Origin of the sequence: Salmonella sp. 2020_1459 (genome assembly GCF_043847915.1) — a bacterium.
Lineage (GTDB): Bacteria > Pseudomonadota > Gammaproteobacteria > Enterobacterales > Enterobacteriaceae > Salmonella > Salmonella enterica.
The window spans coordinates 65307-87223 of sequence record NZ_JBCMFA010000005.1 but is presented as its reverse complement, the minus strand read 5'-3'; the positions used below and the strand labels follow the sequence as shown (position 1 = coordinate 87223).

20 protein-coding genes are annotated in these 21917 nt (G+C 54.6%); 17 read left to right on the top strand and 3 right to left on the bottom strand.

The annotated features are described in order from the left end of the window. Nucleotides 1-41: 41 nt before the first annotated feature. Nucleotides 42-1256: an alanine transaminase AlaA gene (gene alaA, locus ACH0VJ_RS14145; RefSeq protein ID WP_000074540.1), complete on the bottom strand. Its 1215-nt coding sequence runs from the start codon at nucleotides 1254-1256 to the stop codon at nucleotides 42-44. Nucleotides 1257-2188: 932 nt separating this feature from the next. Here alaA and lrhA point away from each other — a divergent pair. From lrhA to nuoN, 15 genes are all read left to right on the top strand, one after another. Beyond that, the gene (gene lrhA, locus ACH0VJ_RS14140; RefSeq protein ID WP_000606288.1) at nucleotides 2189-3127 is read left to right on the top strand and encodes a transcriptional regulator LrhA; all 939 of its coding nucleotides are present in this window, start codon (nucleotides 2189-2191) and stop codon (nucleotides 3125-3127) included. Between the two features lie 79 nt (nucleotides 3128-3206). Beyond that, nucleotides 3207-3359, top strand: coding sequence for a hypothetical protein (locus tag ACH0VJ_RS14135; RefSeq protein ID WP_001121022.1), 153 nt, complete (start codon nucleotides 3207-3209; stop codon nucleotides 3357-3359). A gap of 394 nt (nucleotides 3360-3753) precedes the next feature. Continuing rightward, nucleotides 3754-4197, top strand: a complete 444-nt coding sequence (gene nuoA / locus ACH0VJ_RS14130; RefSeq protein ID WP_000062993.1) for an NADH-quinone oxidoreductase subunit NuoA — start codon at nucleotides 3754-3756, stop codon at nucleotides 4195-4197. Between the two features lie 15 nt (nucleotides 4198-4212). After that, nucleotides 4213-4875, top strand: coding sequence for an NADH-quinone oxidoreductase subunit NuoB (gene nuoB / locus ACH0VJ_RS14125; RefSeq protein WP_000386728.1), 663 nt, complete (start codon nucleotides 4213-4215; stop codon nucleotides 4873-4875). Between the two features lie 86 nt (nucleotides 4876-4961). Then, complete coding sequence (gene nuoC / locus ACH0VJ_RS14120) at nucleotides 4962-6764, top strand: NADH-quinone oxidoreductase subunit C/D (RefSeq protein ID WP_000247855.1); 1803 nt, start codon at nucleotides 4962-4964, stop codon at nucleotides 6762-6764. A 2-nt stretch (nucleotides 6765-6766) separates the two neighbouring features. After that, nucleotides 6767-7267, top strand: a complete 501-nt coding sequence (gene nuoE / locus ACH0VJ_RS14115) for an NADH-quinone oxidoreductase subunit NuoE (protein ID WP_000545038.1) — start codon at nucleotides 6767-6769, stop codon at nucleotides 7265-7267. Further along, nucleotides 7264-8601: an NADH-quinone oxidoreductase subunit NuoF gene (gene nuoF, locus ACH0VJ_RS14110; RefSeq protein WP_000789509.1), complete on the top strand. Its 1338-nt coding sequence runs from the start codon at nucleotides 7264-7266 to the stop codon at nucleotides 8599-8601. Before nuoE ends, nuoF begins: the two co-directional genes overlap by 4 nt. A gap of 30 nt (nucleotides 8602-8631) precedes the next feature. Next, nucleotides 8632-11358: an NADH-quinone oxidoreductase subunit NuoG gene (gene nuoG, locus ACH0VJ_RS14105; RefSeq protein WP_001518099.1), complete on the top strand. Its 2727-nt coding sequence runs from the start codon at nucleotides 8632-8634 to the stop codon at nucleotides 11356-11358. Beyond that, complete coding sequence (gene nuoH, locus ACH0VJ_RS14100) at nucleotides 11355-12332, top strand: NADH-quinone oxidoreductase subunit NuoH (RefSeq protein WP_079833537.1); 978 nt, start codon at nucleotides 11355-11357, stop codon at nucleotides 12330-12332. Before nuoG ends, nuoH begins: the two co-directional genes overlap by 4 nt. Before the next feature lie 14 nt (nucleotides 12333-12346). Then, entirely contained in the window at nucleotides 12347-12889 is a 543-nt protein-coding gene (nuoI, locus tag ACH0VJ_RS14095) for an NADH-quinone oxidoreductase subunit NuoI (RefSeq protein WP_000172747.1), read from the top strand. 10 nt (nucleotides 12890-12899) lie between these two features. Continuing rightward, nucleotides 12900-13454: an NADH-quinone oxidoreductase subunit J gene (nuoJ, locus tag ACH0VJ_RS14090; RefSeq protein WP_000393522.1), complete on the top strand. Its 555-nt coding sequence runs from the start codon at nucleotides 12900-12902 to the stop codon at nucleotides 13452-13454. Then, entirely contained in the window at nucleotides 13451-13753 is a 303-nt protein-coding gene (nuoK, locus tag ACH0VJ_RS14085; protein WP_000612687.1) for an NADH-quinone oxidoreductase subunit NuoK, read from the top strand. The genes nuoJ and nuoK overlap by 4 nt, the downstream gene beginning before the upstream one ends. Continuing rightward, entirely contained in the window at nucleotides 13750-15591 is a 1842-nt protein-coding gene (nuoL, locus tag ACH0VJ_RS14080) for an NADH-quinone oxidoreductase subunit L (protein WP_001056576.1), read from the top strand. The genes nuoK and nuoL overlap by 4 nt, the downstream gene beginning before the upstream one ends. A gap of 313 nt (nucleotides 15592-15904) precedes the next feature. After that, on the top strand, nucleotides 15905-17434 hold the full coding sequence (gene nuoM / locus ACH0VJ_RS14075; RefSeq protein ID WP_000926428.1) for an NADH-quinone oxidoreductase subunit M: 1530 nt from the start codon (nucleotides 15905-15907) through the stop codon (nucleotides 17432-17434). A gap of 6 nt (nucleotides 17435-17440) precedes the next feature. Next, nucleotides 17441-18898 (top strand): NADH-quinone oxidoreductase subunit NuoN, encoded by a 1458-nt coding sequence (nuoN, locus tag ACH0VJ_RS14070; protein ID WP_000156663.1) that lies wholly within the window; start codon nucleotides 17441-17443, stop codon nucleotides 18896-18898. Between the two features lie 138 nt (nucleotides 18899-19036). Here the strand turns inward: nuoN and ACH0VJ_RS14065 are convergent, their stop codons facing one another. Next, nucleotides 19037-20041 carry a chemotaxis protein gene (locus tag ACH0VJ_RS14065; protein WP_000368563.1) on the bottom strand — a complete coding sequence of 335 codons (1005 nt, stop codon included), beginning with the start codon at nucleotides 20039-20041 and terminating at the stop codon, nucleotides 19037-19039. A 65-nt stretch (nucleotides 20042-20106) separates the two neighbouring features. Then, on the bottom strand, nucleotides 20107-21024 hold the full coding sequence (gene rbn / locus ACH0VJ_RS14060) for a ribonuclease BN (protein WP_000419093.1): 918 nt from the start codon (nucleotides 21022-21024) through the stop codon (nucleotides 20107-20109). 60 nt (nucleotides 21025-21084) lie between these two features. On the opposite strand from rbn, the gene ACH0VJ_RS14055 reads away from it, so the two are divergent. Continuing rightward, nucleotides 21085-21546, top strand: a complete 462-nt coding sequence (locus ACH0VJ_RS14055) for a GNAT family N-acetyltransferase (RefSeq protein WP_000568158.1) — start codon at nucleotides 21085-21087, stop codon at nucleotides 21544-21546. Between the two features lie 54 nt (nucleotides 21547-21600). Further along, nucleotides 21601-21906 (top strand): stress response protein ElaB, encoded by a 306-nt coding sequence (gene elaB, locus ACH0VJ_RS14050; RefSeq protein WP_001519663.1) that lies wholly within the window; start codon nucleotides 21601-21603, stop codon nucleotides 21904-21906. The last annotated feature ends 11 nt before the right edge of the window (nucleotides 21907-21917 follow it).

The window sequence follows — 21917 nt, the reverse complement described above, 5'->3', positions numbered from 1 at the left end:
GAAGATGCAATTCAGGCTACCGAAGTAGCCTGAATTTAAGATTATTGATGGTAACCTGAGAGGAAACGCCCAAAGCGGTTGATGGCCATCTCCAGGTCATCTTCACGCGGTAACGTCACAATGCGGAAGTGATCCGGCCACGGCCAGTTAAAGGCGGTACCTTGCACCAGCAGCACCTTTTCCTGTAGCAGGAAGTCCAGCACCATCTTCTGGTCGTCGTGAATATTAAAACGTTTAGCGTCGATCCTGGGGAACATGTACAACGCGCCGCGCGGTTTTACGCAGGAAACGCCGGGAATATCGTTAATCAACTCCCAGGCGCGGTTACGCTGTTCATACAGTCGACCGCCCGGCAGAATAAATTCGCTAATGCTTTGATAGCCGCCGAGCGCGGTCTGAATAGCATGTTGCGCCGGGACGTTGGCGCACAGGCGCATTGAGGCTAACATCTCCAGCCCTTCAATATAGCCCTTCGCATGTTTTTTCGGCCCGTTCAGCACCATCCAGCCCTGGCGGAAGCCGGCGACGCGATAGGTTTTAGACAAACCATTAAAGGTGATGGTCAGCAGATCAGGCGCCAGTGCGGCGATAGAGTGATGCTCGGCATCGTCATAGAGAATCTTGTCATAAATTTCATCGGCGAAGATGATGAGATTATGCTCGCGCGCAATGTTGACAATTTCCATCAACAATTCTTTAGAATAGACGGCGCCAGTAGGGTTGTTTGGATTAATAATGACAATACCACGCGTACGTGGGGTGATTTTGGCGCGGATATCGTCAAGGTCCGGGAACCAGTCGGAAGATTCATCGCAAAGATAATGTACCGCCTTGCCGCTGGAGAGCGATACCGCCGCTGTCCATAACGGATAATCGGGCGCGGGAACCAGCATTTCATCGCCACTGTTAAGCAACGCCTGCATCGCCTGAACGATCAGCTCGGAAACGCCGTTACCGATATAGATATCTTCCACGGTTACATCGCGCATTCCACGGGCCTGATAATGCTGCATAATCGCTTTACGGGCGGAATAAAGCCCTTTCGAGTCGCAATATCCTTGCGCCGTCGGCAAATTACGAATGACATCGACCAGAATTTCGTCCGGCGCTTCGAATCCGAAGGGGGCGGGGTTGCCGATATTCAGTTTAAGAACTTTATTACCTTCTTCCTCAAGGCGTTTCGCTTCTTTCAGAACGGGGCCACGAATGTCATAACAGACATTTTCGAGTTTGCTGGATTTTTCAATGGGGGACATGAATCTTGACCTTTTAGCTGTTATTGCCACTCCCTGCCGTGGAAGTCAGCACGAAACAATGTACTCCCACGACGGTGAGTTTTGAAGAGTGAACAGAAGAAGATTTTGTTTATTTTTAACGCGCTTTCGTGCTGTTTAAAACTTCATAAAATCATTTGGTTAGATGTATTTTCTATTTTTGTTTGTATGTATAGTGTTTTATTCTATATGATTGCGCGTAATGTGGTTTTTTATGTTGTCAGAAATTATCTGTTTTATGAGAGATAAGCATTCATCATTAGTGTCGCGCTGGCTATTTCGGAAATACTGAGTATTAAAGGTAAAATGAGAAGGTTAGACCTTTCCGGCGGCGGGGGGTGTGAAACTATTGTTAAGTATAATTAATGAATGGTAGAAATCTTAATTAATTATTATTTAATATTTAAAAAGCATTTACTAAAGTCGTAATAATATCTTTCTGGTCCGATTAGTATAACATATCCAAGGTTAAGATTATTCGTAATAATACTTATAAATATAGCGGTTTTAGGTTAAGATAATGATCCGAAACGGGGGCGTAGTCTGCGTTGTCTGCTAATTTTCATGACGCGATTTTATACATAACCTATTGTTCAATATATTGTTTTTGTATCTGTGCGTCTCGGTAAACTATTTGACGCTTGTTACAAGATTTACACGTCCATCATTAGCAGAAATCTGTAGACGCCTAAAGGTATGACACATTCTCTTTGATATATCCCGATCAGTTGCATTTGGTATTATATCAGTAAGTAAGAGAAGTGTTTTGGTCGTATTTTCAATTACATTCTAACATTTACCTGGGTAACCAGGCGGTACTGCGAAGGATGCACATTACAAATGGAATTGCTTGTTTCTGAATGCACAGCATTAACCAGGTCAGCCCGATATGACCCGCCAGTAAGTGAAAAATTATGATAAATGCAAATCGTCCGATAATTAACCTCGATCTCGATCTGCTGAGAACGTTCGTGGCCGTTGCCGATCTGAACACCTTCGCCGCGGCGGCGGCGGCGGTATGTCGTACTCAGTCTGCGGTCAGTCAGCAAATGCAGCGTCTTGAGCAACTCGTGGGAAAGGAATTGTTCGCCCGCCATGGCCGTAACAAACTTTTGACCGAACACGGTATCCAGCTTCTGGGGTACGCCAGAAAAATCCTGCGTTTTAATGATGAGGCGTGTTCATCATTAATGTTCAGTAATCTTCAGGGAGTGTTAACAATCGGCGCTTCTGATGAATCAGCTGATACTATCCTGCCTTTTTTGCTTAGCCGAATCAGCTCGGTTTATCCGAAACTCGCGCTTGATGTACGGGTAAAACGCAACGCCTATATGGTGGACATGGTTAAATCGCAGGAAGTAGATTTGGTGGTGACGACTAACCAACCTCATTCGCTGGACTGTCTGAATTTGCGGACCTCGCCCACCCATTGGTATTGTGCGGCTGAGTATGTTTTGCAAAGGGGAGAGCCCGTACCACTAGTCCTGCTGGACGATCCCAGTCCATTCCGCGATATGGTGCTGGAGACGCTAAATGCAGCGGGTATTCCCTGGCGGCTGGCCTATGTGGCGTCTACATTACCGGCGGTACGCGCGGCCGTTAAAGCCGGTCTTGGCGTAACGGCTCGACCTGTCGAAATGATGAGTCCCGACCTTCGCGTGCTGGGCGCCGCAGACGGATTACCGCCTTTGCCGGATACGGAATATCTGTTGTGCCGCGATCCCAATAGCCAGAACGAGCTGGCGATGGTGATTTTCCATGCGATGGAAAGCTATCAAAACCCATGGCATTACAACCAGTTTTCTGCAGAGGGCGGAGATGATCCGCTGATGGTGGAAGGGGGTTTTGAGTAGCTCGCAGGCAAAAGGCGCTAAGTCGTAAATGTAAAAAAGAGCCGCTGGCGATGAAAAAACGCTCAGTGGCTCTTTTTTTGTGCCCATCTGTACGCGCTTAACCGCACAAATTGTAAAAGTTGCGGTAAATCAGCCAGTAGCGATTCGCAGTTCAATGTGGGTAAAAAATAACCAGAACATCCATTTTATGAATTTGCATGTTAAAAAACTAGAGAAATTGTTGCTGTTTTAGGGGGTGAATTAACAAAAGCGTGTCACAGATCAAGAAAATACTCCCATTTAGGGGGAGGCATCTTCACAAATTCCTGTCAAAATAGGTGTGTGTTATTTCTTTTGCTTCACAACGGACACGATTCAACAACATAAAATCCCCCCTGGCCGAAGAGTCATTTTCTCCAGGATGGCACTTAATGTTAATGGTGATGAATTGATGTAAATTAATGTGAAGGAACTTTTGTTAAAGTTGACAAAAGGTTATAGAAAGGAGTAAAAAACCACATCAATTAGCTGTTTTTATCATTTTCTACAGTAATTGTAGGGTTTTTTTTATTCCTCCCCATGAATCGATGTGGCGCCCATCTGCCGTAAAGAGCAGAGAAACTGGCGCTACTTTTGATGAGTAAGCAATGAGTATGTCAACATCCACTGAAGTCATCGCTCATCACTGGGCATTCGCTATCTTTCTTATCGTTGCCATTGGCCTGTGCTGCCTGATGCTGGTAGGCGGTTGGTTTTTGGGCGGTCGCGCACGCGCGAGGCACAAGAACGTTCCGTTTGAATCAGGTATCGACTCGGTCGGCACCGCCCGCTTACGCCTGTCTGCCAAGTTTTACCTGGTAGCCATGTTCTTCGTTATCTTCGACGTTGAAGCGCTGTATCTGTTCGCATGGTCGACTTCTATCCGCGAAAGCGGCTGGGTTGGCTTTGTGGAAGCTGCAATTTTTATTTTTGTGTTACTGGCTGGTCTGGTTTATCTGGCGCGTATTGGCGCGTTGGACTGGACGCCCGCGCGTTCACGCCGCGAGCGTATGAACCCGGAAACGAACAGTATCGCTAATCGTCAACGCTAACCGCGAGGCATTAAGATGGATTATACGCTCACCCGCATAGATCCTAACGGTGAGAATGACCGTTACCCCCTGCAAAAACAGGAGATCGTAACCGACCCCCTGGAGCAGGAAGTTAACAAAAACGTGTTCATGGGCAAACTGCATGACATGGTTAACTGGGGCCGTAAAAACTCAATTTGGCCCTACAACTTCGGCCTTTCTTGCTGCTATGTAGAGATGGTGACCTCTTTTACCGCAGTGCATGACGTTGCCCGTTTCGGCGCGGAAGTGCTGCGTGCGTCGCCACGTCAGGCTGACCTGATGGTGGTGGCCGGTACCTGCTTTACCAAAATGGCCCCGGTTATTCAGCGTCTGTATGACCAAATGCTGGAGCCAAAATGGGTCATTTCTATGGGCGCCTGCGCCAACTCCGGCGGCATGTACGATATTTATTCGGTAGTGCAGGGCGTTGATAAGTTCATCCCGGTGGATGTGTATATCCCTGGCTGTCCGCCGCGTCCGGAAGCGTATATGCAGGCGTTGATGCTGCTGCAAGAATCGATTGGCAAAGAGCGCCGTCCGCTCTCATGGGTGGTGGGCGATCAGGGCGTGTATCGCGCCAATATGCAGCCAGAACGCGAACGTAAACGCGGCGAGCGTATTGCCGTCACGAACCTGCGTACCCCGGACGAGATTTAATTTGCGCCTGTCGGCAGCAGCACTTCACTTCGCTAACCACTATTTTAATAGCGCGAAGCACTGCCGACCACCACGGACCATTTGCAATGGTGAACAATATGACCGACTTAACCGCGCAAGACGCTGCATGGAGTACCCGCGATCATCTTGATGATCCGGTTATCGGCGAACTGCGCAACCGTTTTGGGCCGGATGCCTTTACCGTTCAGGCGACCCGCACCGGTATCCCCGTTGTTTGGGTCAAGCGTGAACAACTACTGGAGGTTGGCGATTTCTTAAAGAAACTGCCGAAACCTTACGTCATGCTGTTTGACTTACACGGCATGGATGAACGCCTGCGTACGCACCGTGACGGGTTACCCGCCGCGGATTTTTCCGTTTTCTACCACCTGATTTCCATTGAGCGTAATCGCGATATCATGCTCAAGGTGGCGTTGTCTGAAAACGACCTGCGCGTGCCGACCTTCACTAAACTTTTCCCTAACGCCAACTGGTACGAGCGTGAGACCTGGGAGATGTTTGGTATTGATATCGAAGGCCACCCGCACCTGACGCGCATCATGATGCCGCAAACCTGGGAAGGCCATCCGCTGCGTAAAGATTATCCGGCGCGCGCGACCGAATTCGACCCGTTTGAGCTGACCAAAGCCAAGCAGGATCTGGAGATGGAAGCGCTGACCTTTAAGCCGGAAGACTGGGGAATGAAGCGCGGGACTGACAACGAGGACTTTATGTTCCTCAACCTCGGCCCGAACCACCCGTCTGCGCACGGTGCGTTTCGTATTATCCTGCAACTTGACGGTGAAGAAATCGTCGACTGCGTGCCGGATATCGGCTATCACCACCGCGGCGCCGAAAAAATGGGCGAGCGCCAGTCCTGGCATAGCTACATTCCCTATACCGACCGTATCGAATACCTCGGTGGTTGCGTCAATGAAATGCCGTACGTGCTGGCGGTAGAAAAGTTGGCAGGGATCACCGTCCCGGATCGTGTGAACGTCATCCGCGTGATGCTCTCCGAACTGTTCCGCATTAACAGTCATCTGCTGTACATCTCGACCTTTATTCAGGACGTCGGCGCGATGACGCCGGTCTTCTTTGCCTTTACCGACCGGCAGAAAATTTATGACCTGGTGGAAGCCATTACCGGTTTCCGTATGCACCCGGCCTGGTTCCGTATCGGCGGCGTCGCGCACGACTTGCCGCGCGGTTGGGATCGCCTGCTGCGAGAGTTCCTTGAGTGGATGCCGAAGCGTCTGGATTCTTACGAGAAAGCCGCGCTGCGTAACACTATTCTGAAAGGGCGTTCGCAGGGCGTTGCCGCTTACGGCGCGAAAGAGGCGCTGGAGTGGGGCACCACCGGCGCAGGGCTGCGCGCGACCGGGATCGACTTCGACGTACGTAAATGGCGTCCATACTCTGGCTACGAAAACTTTGACTTTGAAGTGCCGGTGGGCGGCGGCGTTTCCGACTGCTATACCCGCGTGATGCTGAAAGTGGAAGAGCTGCGCCAGAGTCTGCGCATTCTTCAGCAGTGCCTCGATAACATGCCGGAAGGCCCGTTCAAAGCGGATCACCCGCTGACCACGCCGCCGCCGAAAGAGCGCACGCTGCAACATATCGAAACCCTGATCACCCACTTCCTGCAGGTCTCCTGGGGCCCGGTGATGCCGGCGCAGGAGTCCTTCCAGATGGTGGAAGCGACGAAGGGGATTAACAGTTACTACCTGACCAGCGACGGCAGCACTATGAGCTACCGTACCCGCGTGCGCACGCCGAGCTTTGCGCACCTGCAGCAGATTCCCTCGGCGATCCGCGGTAGCCTGGTCTCCGACCTGATTGTCTATCTGGGTAGTATCGATTTTGTTATGTCAGATGTGGACCGCTAATTATGCACGAGAATCAACAACCACAAACCGAGGCTTTTGAGCTGAGTGCGGCAGAGCGTGAAGCGATAGAGCACGAGAAGCACCACTACGAAGACCCGCGTGCGGCGTCCATTGAAGCGCTGAAAATCGTTCAGAAGCAGCGTGGCTGGGTGCCGGACGGCGCGATCTACGCTATTGCCGATGTGCTGGGTATTCCGGCGAGCGACGTCGAAGGCGTCGCCACATTCTACAGCCAGATCTTCCGTCAGCCGGTCGGTCGCCACGTGATTCGCTACTGCGACAGCGTGGTGTGCCATATCACCGGCTATCAGGGGATTCAGGCCGCGCTGGAAAAAAATCTCAACATCAAACCGGGGCAGACGACCTTTGATGGTCGCTTTACGCTGCTGCCGACCTGCTGCCTGGGGAATTGCGATAAAGGGCCGAACATGATGATTGATGAGGATACTCACAGCCATCTGACCCCGGAAGCCATTCCTGAACTACTGGAGCGGTATAAATGAAAAACATTATCCGTACTCCCGAAACCCATCCGCTGACCTGGCGTCTGCGCGATGACAAACAGCCGGTCTGGCTGGATGAATATCGTAGCAAAAACGGCTACGAAGGCGCGCGTAAGGCGCTGACCGGCCTGTCTCCGGATGAAATCGTCAGCCAGGTAAAAGACGCCGGTCTGAAAGGGCGCGGCGGCGCGGGCTTTTCCACCGGTCTGAAGTGGAGCCTGATGCCGAAAGATGAATCCATGAACATCCGTTACCTGCTGTGTAACGCCGATGAAATGGAACCGGGCACCTATAAAGACCGTCTGCTGATGGAACAACTGCCGCACCTGCTGGTGGAAGGCATGCTGATCTCCGCGTTTGCGCTGAAAGCGTACCGCGGCTACATCTTCCTGCGCGGCGAATATATCGAAGCAGCGCAGCACCTGCGTCGCGCGATTGCCGAAGCCACCGAGGCGGGCCTGTTGGGGAAAAATATCCTTGGCACCGGTTTTGACTTCGAACTGTTCGTGCACACCGGGGCAGGGCGTTACATCTGTGGTGAAGAAACGGCGCTGATTAACTCCCTCGAAGGCCGCCGCGCGAACCCGCGCTCCAAGCCGCCCTTCCCGGCGACCTCCGGCGTATGGGGCAAACCGACCTGTGTGAATAACGTCGAAACGTTGTGCAACGTCCCGGCAATCCTCGCCAACGGCGTGGAGTGGTACCAGAACATTTCGAAAAGCAAAGATGCGGGTACCAAGCTGATGGGCTTCTCAGGCCGCGTGAAGAATCCGGGCCTGTGGGAATTACCGTTCGGCACCACCGCGCGCGAGATCCTCGAAGACTACGCGGGCGGTATGCGCGATGGCCTGAAATTCAAAGCCTGGCAGCCGGGCGGGGCGGGAACCGACTTCCTGACCGAGGCGCATCTTGACCTGCCGATGGAGTTCGAAAGCATCGGTAAAGCAGGCAGCCGTCTGGGCACCGCGCTGGCGATGGCGGTAGACCACGAAATCGGCATGGTGTCGCTGGTGCGTAACCTGGAAGAGTTCTTTGCCCGCGAATCCTGCGGCTGGTGTACGCCATGCCGCGACGGGTTGCCGTGGAGCGTGAAAATTCTGCGCGCGCTGGAGCGTGGCGAAGGCCAGCCGGGGGATATCGAGACACTTGAGCAACTGTGTCGTTTCCTCGGACCGGGTAAAACCTTCTGCGCGCATGCGCCGGGCGCGGTTGAGCCACTGCAAAGCGCAATTAAGTATTTCCGCGAAGAATTCGAAGCTGGCATCAAGCAGCCGTTCAGCAATACCCATTTAATCAATGGTATTCAGCCGAACCTGCTCAAAGAGCGCTGGTGAGTTAACGATTTTTAATTTGGAAGCATGCTAATGGCTACGATTCATGTAGACGGCAAAGAATACGAGGTCAACGGCGCGGACAACCTGCTACAGGCATGTCTGTCCCTCGGCCTTGATATTCCGTATTTTTGCTGGCACCCGGCGCTGGGAAGCGTCGGTGCTTGCCGCCAGTGTGCGGTGAAGCAATACCAAAACGCGGAAGATACGCGTGGTCGCCTGGTGATGTCCTGTATGACGCCAGCCACCGACGGTACCTTTATCTCTATTGACGACGAAGAAGCGAAACAGTTCCGTGAAAGCGTGGTGGAGTGGCTGATGACTAACCACCCGCACGACTGTCCGGTCTGTGAAGAGGGCGGTAACTGCCATCTTCAGGATATGACCGTGATGACGGGGCATAGTTTCCGCCGCTACCGTTTCACCAAACGTACCCACCGCAACCAGGATCTGGGGCCGTTCATCTCGCACGAAATGAACCGCTGTATCGCCTGCTACCGTTGTGTGCGTTACTACAAAGATTATGCCGACGGCACCGATCTGGGCGTCTATGGCGCGCATGACAACGTCTACTTCGGGCGTCCGGAAGATGGTACGCTGGAAAGCGAATTCTCCGGTAACCTGGTCGAGATTTGCCCGACTGGCGTCTTCACCGATAAAACGCACTCCGAGCGTTACAACCGTAAATGGGACATGCAGTTTGCGCCGAGCATCTGCCAGCAGTGTTCCATCGGCTGTAACATCAGCCCGGGCGAGCGCTATGGCGAATTACGCCGTATCGAAAACCGTTACAACGGTACCGTTAACCACTACTTCCTCTGCGACCGCGGTCGTTTCGGCTATGGCTATGTGAACCTGAAAGACCGTCCGCGTCAGCCGGTTCAGCGCCGCGGCGATGACTTTATTACTCTCAACGCCGAGCAGGCGATGCAGGGCGCGGCGGATATTCTGCGCCAGTCGAAGAAAGTGATCGGTATCGGTTCGCCACGCGCCAGCATTGAGAGCAACTTTGCGCTGCGTGAGCTGGTTGGTGCGGAAAACTTCTACACCGGTATCGCGCGCGGCGAGCAGGAACGTCTGCAACTGGCGCTGAAAGTGTTGCGTGAAGGCGGAATTTACACCCCGGCGCTGCGGGAGATCGAATCTTATGACGCGGTACTGGTATTGGGCGAAGACGTTACCCAGACCGGCGCGCGCGTTGCGCTGGCGGTACGTCAGGCGGTGAAAGGTAAAGCGCGTGAAATGGCGGCGGCGCAGAAAGTGGCCGACTGGCAGATTGCGGCCATCCTTAACATCGGCCAGCGTGCCAAACATCCGCTGTTCGTGACCAACGTGGACGACACCCGTCTGGATGATATCGCCGCCTGGACCTATCGCGCGCCGGTGGAAGATCAGGCGCGCCTGGGCTTTGCGATTGCTCATGCGCTGGACAATACAGCGCCTGCGGTTGACGGTATCGACAGCGACTTACAAAACAAAATTGATGTCATTGTGCAGGCGTTGGCCGGCGCGAAAAAACCGCTGATTATCTCCGGCACTAACGCCGGTAGCAGTGAGGTGATTCAGGCGGCCGCCAACGTGGCGAAAGCGCTGAAAGGCCGTGGCGCCGACGTCGGTATTACTATGATTGCCCGCTCCGTGAACAGCATGGGGCTGGGTATGATGGGCGGCGGTTCGCTTGACGATGCGTTGGGCGAGCTGGAAACCGGCAGCGCGGACGCGGTGGTGGTGCTGGAAAACGATCTCCACCGTCATGCAAGCGCTACGCGCGTGAACGCTGCGCTCGCCAAAGCGCCGCTGGTGATGGTGGTTGACCATCAGCGCACGGCGATTATGGAAAACGCGCATCTGGTGCTTTCCGCGGCAAGCTTCGCCGAAAGCGATGGTACGGTCATCAACAACGAAGGCCGCGCGCAGCGCTTCTTCCAGGTTTATGATCCGGCCTACTACGATAACAAGACGATTATGCTGGAAAGCTGGCGCTGGCTGCATTCACTGCACAGCACCGTCGAAAACCGCGAAGTGGACTGGACTCAGCTTGACCACGTGATCGACGCGGTCATTGCCGCCATGCCGCAATTTGCCGGCATTAAGGACGCCGCGCCGGATGCGACCTTCCGCATTCGTGGGCAGAAGCTGGCGCGCGAACCGCATCGTTACAGCGGTCGTACGGCGATGCGCGCCAATATCAGCGTGCATGAACCACGTCAGCCGCAGGATAAAGACACCATGTTCGCCTTCTCAATGGAAGGGAATAACCAACCGACTGCCCCGCGATCTGAAATTCCGTTCGCCTGGGCGCCGGGCTGGAACTCCCCGCAGGCGTGGAACAAATTCCAGGATGAAGTGGGCGGCAAACTGCGTCACGGCGATCCGGGCGTGCGTTTGATTGAAGCGACTGAGGGCGGTCTGGATTATTTCACTACCGTGCCGGCAAGCTTCCAGGCGCAGGACGGTCAGTGGCGTATTGCGCCGTATTACCACCTGTTTGGCAGCGACGAATTGTCTCAGCGTTCTCCGGTCTTCCAGAGCCGTATGCCGCAGCCGTATATCAAACTTAACCCGGCGGATGCCGCGAAGTTGGGCGTCAATGCCGGGACGCGCGTCTCCTTTAGCTACGATGGCAATACGGTGACGCTGCCGGTTGAAATCTCTGAAGGGTTAGCGGCAGGGCAGGTAGGGCTGCCGATGGGTATGCCTGGCATCGCGCCGGTTCTGGCTGGCGCGCGTCTTGAGGATCTGCGGGAGGCGCAACAATGAGTTGGATTACACCGGATCTGATTGAGATCCTGCTGAGCATTCTCAAAGCGGTGGTGATTCTGCTGGTGGTCGTCACCTGCGGGGCCTTCATGAGCTTTGGCGAACGTCGTCTGCTGGGTCTGTTCCAGAACCGTTATGGACCAAACCGCGTTGGCTGGGGTGGCTCGCTCCAGCTGGTCGCGGATATGATCAAGATGTTCTTTAAAGAAGACTGGATCCCGAAATTCTCGGATCGCGTCATCTTTACCCTGGCGCCGATGATCGCGTTTACTTCGCTGCTGCTCTCCTTCGCCATTGTGCCGGTTAGCCCTAACTGGGTGGTGGCCGATTTAAACATCGGGATTTTGTTCTTCCTGATGATGGCCGGTCTGGCAGTTTACGCGGTGCTGTTCGCCGGTTGGTCGAGCAACAACAAATACTCGCTGCTGGGCGCGATGCGCGCGTCTGCCCAGACGGTGAGCTACGAAGTGTTCCTTGGTCTTTCCCTGATGGGCGTGGTGGCGCAGGCCGGTTCATTTAATATGACCGATATCGTCAATAACCAGGCGCATCTGTGGAACGTGATTCCGCAATTCTTTGGGTTTGTTACTTTCGCCATCGCGGGCGTAGCGGTCTGTCACCGTCACCCGTTTGACCAGCCGGAAGCCGAGCAGGAACTGGCGGACGGTTACCACATCGAATATTCCGGTATGAAATTCGGTTTGTTCTTCGTGGGGGAGTACATCGGCATCGTCACCGTTTCCGCGCTGATGGTAACGTTGTTCTTCGGTGGCTGGCATGGCCCGTTCTTACCGCCATTCGTCTGGTTCGCGCTGAAAACCGCGTTCTTCATGATGATGTTCATTTTGATTCGTGCGTCGTTACCGCGTCCGCGTTATGACCAGGTAATGTCCTTCGGCTGGAAAGTTTGCCTGCCGCTGACGCTCATCAACTTGCTGATAACGGCGGCTGTCATTCTGTGGCAGGCGCAATAAGGGACACAAAGACCATGACCTTAAAAGAATTATTAGTAGGTTTCGGCACTCAGGTACGCAGTATCTGGATGATCGGCCTGCATGCGTTCGCCAAACGCGAAACGCGGATGTATCCGGAAGAGCCGGTCTATTTACCGCCCCGTTACCGTGGTCGTATCGTGCTCACGCGCGACCCGGACGGTGAAGAGCGCTGCGTTGCCTGTAACCTGTGTGCGGTAGCCTGTCCGGTAGGCTGTATCTCTCTGCAAAAAGCGGAGACCAAAGATGGCCGCTGGTATCCGGAATTTTTCCGCATTAACTTCTCACGCTGCATCTTCTGCGGCCTGTGCGAAGAAGCGTGCCCGACCACGGCGATTCAGTTGACCCCGGACTTCGAACTGGGCGAATACAAACGTCAGGATCTGGTGTACGAAAAAGAGGATCTGCTGATTTCCGGTCCGGGCAAATACCCGGAATATAACTTCTACCGGATGGCGGGTATGGCAATCGACGGCAAAGATAAAGGCGAAGCAGAGAATGAAGCCAAGCCTATCGACGTCAAGAGCCTGTTACCGTAAGGAGAGGGCAATGGAATTCGCTTTTTATATCTGTGGCCTGATAGCCATCCTTGCGACCCTGCGAGTGATCACCCATACCAATCCGGTACACGCGCTGTTGTATCTGGTGATATCGCTACTGGCGATTTCCGGGGTGTTCTTTTCGTTGGGCGCTTATTTTGCCGGTGCGCTGGAAATTATCGTCTACGCAGGCGCCATCATGGTGCTGTTTGTGTTCGTGGTGATGATGCTCAACCTCGGCGGCAGCGAAATCGAACAGGAACGCCAGTGGCTGAAGCCGCAGGTGTGGATTGGTCCGGCGGTTTTGTCGGCCATTATGCTGGCGGTCATTGTGTACGCCATTCTGGGCGTTAACGACCAGGGCATCGACGGCACGCCGATTAGCGCGAAAGCGGTGGGCATTACGCTGTTCGGGCCTTATGTTCTGGCGGTCGAACTGGCGTCTATGCTGCTGCTGGCAGGCCTGGTGGTGGCGTTCCACGTCGGTCGTGAAGAGCGTGCGGGCGAAGTGCTAAGCAACCGCGCCGATGACCGCGCGAAAAGAAAAACGGAGGAGCGCGCATGATCCCCTTAACACACGGACTGATCCTCGCTGCGATTTTATTCGTCCTGGGTTTAACCGGTCTGGTTATCCGCCGCAATCTGCTGTTTATGCTGATCGGGCTGGAAATCATGATTAACGCCTCCGCGCTGGCCTTTGTGGTCGCCGGGAGCTACTGGGGCCAGACCGATGGTCAGGTGATGTACATTCTCGCCATCAGCCTTGCGGCTGCGGAAGCGAGTATTGGACTTGCGCTGTTGCTGCAACTCCATCGCCGTCGCCAGAACCTGAACATCGATTCAGTAAGTGAGATGCGTGGATGAACATGCTTGCCTTAACCATTATTCTGCCATTGATTGGCTTTGTACTGCTGGCGTTCTCTCGCGGACGCTGGTCGGAAAATCTCTCCGCGACTATTGGCGTGGGCTCCGTTGGTCTGGCGGCGTTGGTGACAGCGTTTGTCGGGATGGATTTCTTCGCCAACGGCAAACAGGCGTTCAGCCAGCCGCTGTGGACGTGGATGTCGGTCGGTAACTTCAACATCGGTTTTAACCTGGTGCTGGACGGCCTGTCGCTGACCATGCTCTCTGTGGTCACCGGCGTCGGCTTCCTGATCCACATGTTCGCTTCTTGGTACATGCGTGGGGAAGAGGGCTACTCTCGCTTCTTCGCTTATACCAACCTGTTTATCGCCAGCATGGTTGTTCTGGTGCTGTCCGATAACCTGCTGTTGATGTACCTCGGCTGGGAAGGCGTGGGCCTGTGCTCTTATCTGTTGATCGGCTTCTATTACAGCGATCCGAAGAATGGCGCAGCGGCAATGAAAGCCTTCGTGGTGACCCGTGTCGGTGACGTGTTCCTCGCCTTCGCGCTGTTCATCCTCTACAACGAACTGGGCACGCTGAACTTCCGCGAAATGGTCGAGCTGGCGCCAGCGCACTTTGCTGACGGCAACAACATGCTGATGTGGGCGACGCTGATGCTGCTGGGCGGCGCGGTCGGTAAATCTGCGCAGCTACCGTTGCAGACCTGGCTTGCCGACGCGATGGCCGGTCCGACGCCGGTCTCCGCGCTGATCCACGCCGCCACCATGGTTACCGCCGGTGTCTACCTGATCGCTCGTACCCATGGTCTGTTCCTGATGACCCCGGAAATTCTGCATCTGGTGGGCATTATCGGGGCGATTACGCTGGTCATGGCGGGTTTCGCCGCGCTGGTGCAGACCGACATCAAACGCGTGCTGGCCTATTCCACCATGAGCCAGATTGGCTACATGTTCCTGGCGCTTGGCGTGCAGGCGTGGGATGCGGCGATTTTCCATCTGATGACCCATGCGTTCTTCAAAGCGCTGCTGTTCCTGGCGTCCGGTTCCGTCATTCTGGCCTGCCATCACGAACAGAACATCTTTAAGATGGGCGGTCTGCGTAAGTCCATTCCGCTGGTGTATGCCTGCTTCCTGGTGGGCGGCGCGGCGCTGTCGGCGCTGCCGCTGGTCACTGCGGGCTTCTTCAGTAAGGATGAGATCCTGGCCGGGGCGATGGCGAACGGTCATATCAATCTGATGGTGGCGGGTCTGGTCGGCGCGTTCATGACCTCCCTGTACACCTTCCGGATGATTTTCATCGTATTCCACGGTAAAGAACAAATTCATGCTCATGCAGGGAAGGGGATTACCCACCATCTGCCGCTGATTGTCCTGATGATTCTGTCTACCTTTGTTGGCGCGCTGATTGTGCCGCCATTGCAGGGGGTGCTGCCGCAGACAACTGAACTGGCGCATGGTCGTGTGTTGACCCTGGAAATTACCTCTGGCGTAGTGGCGATTGCCGGCATCCTGATTGCCGCATGGCTGTGGCTGGGTAAACGTACGCTGGTGACGTCGATCGCCAACAGCGCGCCGGGCCGTCTGCTGGGCACCTGGTGGTATAACGCCTGGGGCTTTGACTGGCTGTACGACAAAGCATTCGTCAAGCCATTCCTCGGTATCGCCTGGCTGCTGAAGCGCGACCCGCTTAATGCGTTGATGAACATTCCGGCTATCCTTTCCCGTTTTGCAGGCAAAGGCCTGGTACTGAGCGAGAACGGTTATTTGCGCTGGTATGTGGCATCCATGAGCATCGGCGCGGTTGTAGTGCTGGCGCTGTTGATGGTACTGCGTTGAGTTTGTTGGCTGGATGAACGACTGCCGGATGGCGCAGTGCTTATCCGGCCTACAAACCCAAAAATAATTTTTAGAATTCGTTGAAAATCTGTTCCTGAAGTACAGGCGTCATCGGCGAAGTCAGACCGGATACCGCCAGCGCACAGCAACCGGAGCGTACTGAAGTACGTGAGGATGATTCGCGAAGCTCACCCCTACGGGGCCGTCCTTACGGACGTTCAAAACGCGCTGCGTTTTGTGTGAGCACTGGCAGGATTTGGGCTGACGAGTGAGATAGCCTGAGCAGGAGTAAATATAAGGGACATACTTAGCTATGTTATTACCCTGGTTGATATTAATCCCCTTTATCGGCGGCTTTCTGTGCTGGCAGACCGAACGCTTTGGCGTGAAGGTGCCGCGCTGGATAGCGCTGATTACCATGGGGCTGACGCTGGCGCTCGGTCTGCAATTGTGGTTGCAGGGCGGCTATTCACTGACGCAATCCGCCGGTATTCCGCAGTGGCAATCTGAATTTGTTCTGCCGTGGATCCCGCGTTTTGGCATCTCTATCCATCTGGCGCTCGACGGACTGTCGCTGCTAATGGTGGTGCTGACCGGCCTGCTCGGCGTTCTGGCGGTGCTTTGCTCCTGGCGAGAAATCGAAAAATATCAGGGCTTCTTCCACCTGAACCTGATGTGGATCTTAGGCGGCGTTATCGGCGTGTTCCTGGCCATCGACATGTTCCTGTTCTTCTTCTTCTGGGAAATGATGCTGGTGCCGATGTACTTCCTGATAGCGCTGTGGGGCCACAAAGCTTCTGACGGGAAAACGCGTATCACGGCGGCGACCAAGTTCTTCATCTACACCCAGGCGAGTGGTCTGGTGATGCTGATTGCCATCCTGGCGCTGGTCTTTGTGCACTACAACGCGACCGGCGTGTGGACCTTCAACTATGAAGAGCTGCTGAATACGCCGATGTCCCACGGTGTGGAATATCTGCTGATGCTGGGCTTCTTCATCGCCTTCGCGGTGAAAATGCCGGTGGTTCCGCTGCATGGCTGGCTGCCGGATGCGCACTCCCAGGCGCCGACCGCCGGTTCCGTCGACCTGGCCGGTATCTTGCTGAAAACCGCCGCTTACGGTCTGCTGCGTTTCTCCCTGCCATTGTTCCCGAACGCGTCGGCGGAGTTTGCGCCTATCGCCATGTGGCTGGGCGTTATCGGCATTTTCTACGGCGCGTGGATGGCCTTTACCCAATACGACATCAAGCGCCTGATTGCCTATACCTCCGTTTCCCACATGGGCTTCGTGCTGATCGCTATCTACACCGGCAGCCAACTGGCCTACCAGGGGGCGGTGATCCAGATGATCGCGCACGGTCTCTCCGCGGCCGGTCTGTTCATTCTGTGTGGTCAGTTGTACGAGCGCCTGCATACCCGCGACATGCGTATGATGGGCGGCCTGTGGGGCAAGATGAAGTGGTTGCCTGCGCTGTCCATGTTCTTTGCGGTGGCGACGCTCGGTATGCCGGGCACCGGTAACTTTGTCGGCGAATTTATGATTCTGTTCGGCAGCTACCAGGTGGTGCCGATGATTACCGTGATCTCCACCTTTGGGCTGGTATTCGCCTCTGTATACTCGCTGGCGATGCTGCATCGCGCTTACTTCGGTAAAGCGAAGAGCCAGATTGCCAGCCAGGAACTGCCAGGGATGTCGCTGCGCGAGCTGTTTATCATTCTGTTGCTGGTGGTGCTTCTGGTACTGCTTGGCTTCTATCCGCAGCCGATTCTGGATACCTCGCATTCTGCGATGAGCAACATCCAGCAGTGGTTTGTTAATTCCGTTACTACTACAAGGCCGTAAATCGCCATGACAATAACTCCACAACACCTGATTGCGCTGCTACCGCTGCTGATCGTCGGCTTGACGGTGGTGGTTGTGATGCTCTCCATTGCGTGGCGACGCAATCACTTCCTCAATGCCACGCTGTCGGTCATTGGGCTTAACGCTGCTCTGGTTTCGCTTTGGTTTGTTGGCCAGGCGGGCGCCATGGACGTCACCCCGCTGATGCGGGTTGACGGTTTCGCCATGCTCTATACCGGGCTGGTGCTGCTGGCGAGTCTTGCCACCTGTACCTTTGCTTACCCGTGGCTGGAAGGTTACGACGACAACCGGGAAGAGTTCTACCTGCTGGTGTTAATCGCCAGCCTGGGCGGAATTCTGCTGGCGAACGCCAACCATCTGGCGGCGCTGTTCCTCGGTATTGAACTGATCTCACTGCCGCTGTTCGGCCTGATTGGTTATGCTTTCCGCCAGAAACGCTCGCTGGAAGCCAGTATCAAATACACCATCCTCTCCGCCGCCGCCTCGTCTTTCCTGCTGTTCGGGATGGCGCTGGTCTATGCGCAGTCCGGCAACCTGTCTTTCGAAGCGCTCGGTAAGAGCCTCGGCGATGGTATGCTGCACGAGCCGTTGCTGCTGGCGGGCTTTGGCCTGATGATTGTCGGTCTGGGCTTTAAACTCTCTCTGGTGCCGTTCCACCTGTGGACGCCAGACGTATACCAGGGCGCGCCTGCGCCGGTTTCCACCTTCCTGGCGACGGCGAGCAAAATCGCTATCTTCGGCGTGGTAATGCGTCTGTTCCTCTATGCGCCGGTAGGCGACAGCGAAGCGGTACGCGTGGTGCTGGGCATTATCGCCTTTGCCTCTATCATCTTCGGTAACCTGATGGCGCTGAGCCAGACCAACATCAAACGTCTGCTCGGTTACTCTTCTATTTCTCACCTCGGCTATCTGCTGGTGGCGCTGATTGCCCTGCAGAGCGGCGAGATGTCGATGGAAGCGGTAGGCGTTTACCTGGCCGGTTATCTGTTCAGCAGCCTCGGCGCGTTTGGCGTGGTCAGCCTGATGTCCAGCCCGTTCCGCGGCCCGGATGCGGATTCTCTGTACTCTTACCGTGGTCTATTCTGGCACCGCCCGGTTCTTGCCGCGGTGATGACGGTGATGATGCTGTCGCTGGCAGGTATCCCGATGACGCTGGGCTTTATCGGCAAATTCTACGTGCTGGCGGTCGGCGTTCAGGCCAGCCTGTGGTGGCTGGTCGCCGCCGTGGTGGTGGGTTCCGCGATTGGTTTGTACTACTACCTGCGCGTTGCGGTGAGTCTCTACCTGCACGCGCCGCAGCAACCGGGACGCGACGCGCCGACAAACTGGCAGTACAGCGCAGGCGGTATCGTGGTGCTGATCTCCGCGTTGCTGGTGTTGGTACTGGGCGTCTGGCCGCAGCCGCTGATTAGCCTTGTGCAGTTAGCGACGCCGTTGATGTAAGCAATAAGTAAAAACGAAAAACCCGCTTCACGAAGCGGGTTTTTTTACCTGATGTCATTCTTTAAAATGACTCAGGACGGTAGACCGGATAAGGCGCTTGCGCCGCCATCCGGCCTGTAAGGTCTCAGCGACCGGAATTTAACTTAGCAACTGCCGGCTTACCAGCGGGCCGCTGATGTTTTGCGCCGCGCGTTCCATCACTTCCTGTATCACTGAAGAGAGTTCGTTAATCTCAAACTTGGCCACGTAGCCGTCGGCTTTCACCTTACGCACATGATCTTCGTTGGCGCTGCCGGAAAGGGAAGAATGAATAACAACCGGGATCTTTTTCAGCCGTTCATCGGTTTTAATTTTACGCGTTAACGTAAAGCCATCCATCTCCGGCATCTCAAGGTCTGTCAGGACTAGCGCGATTTTCTCGCTAATTGGCTTACCTTCGGCCTCCGCTTCCTGCGCCAGTTGCTGGATTCTCTCCCATGCATCCTTGCCGGTCACATGCATCTGGTGCGGAATTCCCATCGCGTTCAGCCCTTTTTCCAGCATCGCGCGGGCGACTTTGGAGTCTTCCGCCACAATGGCTACCGCGCCAGGGGTAATATAAAATTTATTGGTCTTCAGATTGGTGGCGCGCAGATCGTGGCTGGAGGGGACAATATCATAAAGGATCTGCTCAACGTCGAGCACCAGCGCCAGGTTGTTGGTTTCTTTGTTATCATCCAGGCAGGCAATACTGGTGATGTAGCGACCGTTGACGGCTTTCTCGGCGGTATGCACCTGTTGCCAGTCAAGACGCATAATATTTTCCACCGACTCGACGGCAAATGCCTGTACGCTGCGCGCATATTCGGTGATCAGCAAAATATTCAGCCCGGTTTCCGGCTTGCAGCCCGCTACCGCTGGCAAATCAATCACCGGAATGACCTGATCCCGAATATTGACCATGCCCAATAGCGGCGCTTTCATGCCTGCCGGGCGCGTAAAGGCGGGCATTGGTACGATTTCGCGCAGCTTAAATACATTGATGCCGAACAGCTCTGACTTCTGTTCATGCAGCGATGTACCAAGACGGAATAACAGCAGTTCAAAACGGTTGGACAGGGTTAAATTGGCCCTGTCATCAATATCTTTCTGAAAATTGTCCATCCTAACCTCATTATGAAAGCCTGCCTTTTTTAGTGTTATCGGCAATGAGGACAAAAAATGGAGCGCTAAACCGGGAAAACAGAAAAATCGTAAGCCAGTTCCGTCGCCGGGAAAATAGCGCGGCATTCCGCCAGTAAGCGCTGACAGCCTTTATCGTCATAGCGTGAGCTAATATGGGTCATGATCAGCCGACCAACGGCAGCTTCCCGCGCCAGCGTCGCGGTTTGACGGGTGGAGCTGTGTCCGCGAGCGTTGGCTTTCTCCTCCATTGACGCATCCAGCGTGGTTTCATGAACCATCACATCTACACCCTGCGCCAGCGCGAGGGCGGCCTCGCAGGGCGCGGTATCGCCGAAAATCGCCACTGATTTCCCGGCCACGGCGGGAGCAAGGTAGTCGGCGCCATTGATCTGCCTTCCATCGGCAAGTGTGACGGTTTTTCCTGCCTTCAACGCCTGAAACAGCGGGCCGGGCGTAACGCCTGCGGCTTTTAACGCCCTGGCATTCAGCGCGCCAGGCTTGTCATGTTCAACAACGCGATATCCGTAGCACTCCAGTGGATGCTCCAGCCTGAACGCGGTCACTTTACGCAGACCGTCGTCAAGAATATCGCCCGCGCTAATTTCTTCAATTTGCAACGGAAAATCGGTCCATGAACCGCTAAGGCGCAGTGTGGTTGCAATAAACTCACGCACGCCTTGAGGTCCGTATACGGTTAGCGGATGGGGATTCCCCGCCATCGACCGGCTGCATAGCAGACCCGGCAGGCCAAACAGATGATCGCCGTGAAGATGACTGATAAAAATGCGCTCAAGCTTACCGGGATGAAACGCGGTATTAAGCATTTGATGCTGTGTCCCTTCGCCGCAATCAAAAAGCCACACTCCCGGCTGCGTTGGATGTTGCAGATGTAATAAAATTGCCGTTACATTGCGTGAGCGCGTGGGAACGCCTGCGGACGTACCTAAAAAAATTAATTCCATCTTGTCCATACACGTTTGGTTATCGTTTAACCCAAGATTACCACAACACAGGAGCGCATCATGATTGACTGGCAGGATCTCCACCATAGCGAACTTACCGTTCCTCAACTTTACGCGTTACTCAAATTGCGCTGCGCAGTCTTTGTGGTAGAACAGCGCTGTCCTTACCTGGATGTGGATGGCGATGATTTAGTCGGCGACAATCGGCATATTCTGGGCTGGCATCAGGGTGAGCTGGTGGCGTATGCGAGGATTCTGAAAAGTGATAACGAATCAGAACCGGTTGTCATTGGCCGGGTGATCGTCAGCGATGCCTGGCGAGGGGCGAAACTGGGCCAGCAATTAATGGCGAAAACGCTGGAATCTTGTGGGCGGCACTGGCCGGATAAGCCGCTATATCTGGGGGCGCAGGCGCATCTACAACCTTTTTATGCGCGGTTTGGTTTTATTCCGGTTACCGATGTTTATGACGAAGACGGCATTCCGCACCGGGGAATGGCGCGGGAGGTTCATCAGGCATAAACCGAAACCGTTGACTATAGTTAGGAGCAGGTGTTAACACAACGGAGAATGAGAATGTCATATCAATTTGGTGAATCACGTGTTGATGATGATCTGACTTTGCTCAGCGAAACGCTGGAAGAGATTTTACGTTCCTCAGGCGATCCCGCCGATCAAAAATACATTGAGCTGAAAGCCCGCGCGGAACAAGCGCTGGAAGAGGTGAAAAACCGCGTAAGCCATGCGTCGGATAGCTATTATTACCGGGCAAAGCAGGCCGTTTATAAAGCGGATGACTACGTTCATGAAAAACCCTGGCAGGGTATTGGCGTAGGCGCGGCGGTAGGACTGGTACTTGGACTGCTGCTGGCGCGGCGCTAAATCCCCCTACT

Bases quoted from the DNA above. Each gene is read 5' to 3' on its own strand.
- nuoE (WP_000545038.1), top strand. From the start codon at position 6,767: ATGCACGAGAATCAACAACCACAAACCGAGGCTTTTGAGCTGAGTGCG.
- ACH0VJ_RS14055 (WP_000568158.1), top strand. From the start codon at position 21,085: ATGATTGACTGGCAGGATCTCCACCATAGCGAACTTACCGTTCCTCAA.
- ACH0VJ_RS14065 (WP_000368563.1), bottom strand. From the start codon at position 20,041: ATGGACAATTTTCAGAAAGATATTGATGACAGGGCCAATTTAACCCTG.
- elaB (WP_001519663.1), top strand. From the start codon at position 21,601: ATGTCATATCAATTTGGTGAATCACGTGTTGATGATGATCTGACTTTG.
- lrhA (WP_000606288.1), top strand. From the start codon at position 2,189: ATGATAAATGCAAATCGTCCGATAATTAACCTCGATCTCGATCTGCTG.
- nuoJ (WP_000393522.1), top strand. From the start codon at position 12,900: ATGGAATTCGCTTTTTATATCTGTGGCCTGATAGCCATCCTTGCGACC.
- nuoC (WP_000247855.1), top strand. From the start codon at position 4,962: ATGGTGAACAATATGACCGACTTAACCGCGCAAGACGCTGCATGGAGT.
- rbn (WP_000419093.1), bottom strand. From the start codon at position 21,024: ATGGAATTAATTTTTTTAGGTACGTCCGCAGGCGTTCCCACGCGCTCA.
- nuoN (WP_000156663.1), top strand. From the start codon at position 17,441: ATGACAATAACTCCACAACACCTGATTGCGCTGCTACCGCTGCTGATC.
- alaA (WP_000074540.1), bottom strand. From the start codon at position 1,256: ATGTCCCCCATTGAAAAATCCAGCAAACTCGAAAATGTCTGTTATGAC.
- nuoI (WP_000172747.1), top strand. From the start codon at position 12,347: ATGACCTTAAAAGAATTATTAGTAGGTTTCGGCACTCAGGTACGCAGT.
- nuoA (WP_000062993.1), top strand. From the start codon at position 3,754: ATGAGTATGTCAACATCCACTGAAGTCATCGCTCATCACTGGGCATTC.
- nuoK (WP_000612687.1), top strand. From the start codon at position 13,451: ATGATCCCCTTAACACACGGACTGATCCTCGCTGCGATTTTATTCGTC.
- nuoG (WP_001518099.1), top strand. From the start codon at position 8,632: ATGGCTACGATTCATGTAGACGGCAAAGAATACGAGGTCAACGGCGCG.
- nuoH (WP_079833537.1), top strand. From the start codon at position 11,355: ATGAGTTGGATTACACCGGATCTGATTGAGATCCTGCTGAGCATTCTC.
- nuoF (WP_000789509.1), top strand. From the start codon at position 7,264: ATGAAAAACATTATCCGTACTCCCGAAACCCATCCGCTGACCTGGCGT.
- nuoM (WP_000926428.1), top strand. From the start codon at position 15,905: ATGTTATTACCCTGGTTGATATTAATCCCCTTTATCGGCGGCTTTCTG.
- nuoB (WP_000386728.1), top strand. From the start codon at position 4,213: ATGGATTATACGCTCACCCGCATAGATCCTAACGGTGAGAATGACCGT.
- nuoL (WP_001056576.1), top strand. From the start codon at position 13,750: ATGAACATGCTTGCCTTAACCATTATTCTGCCATTGATTGGCTTTGTA.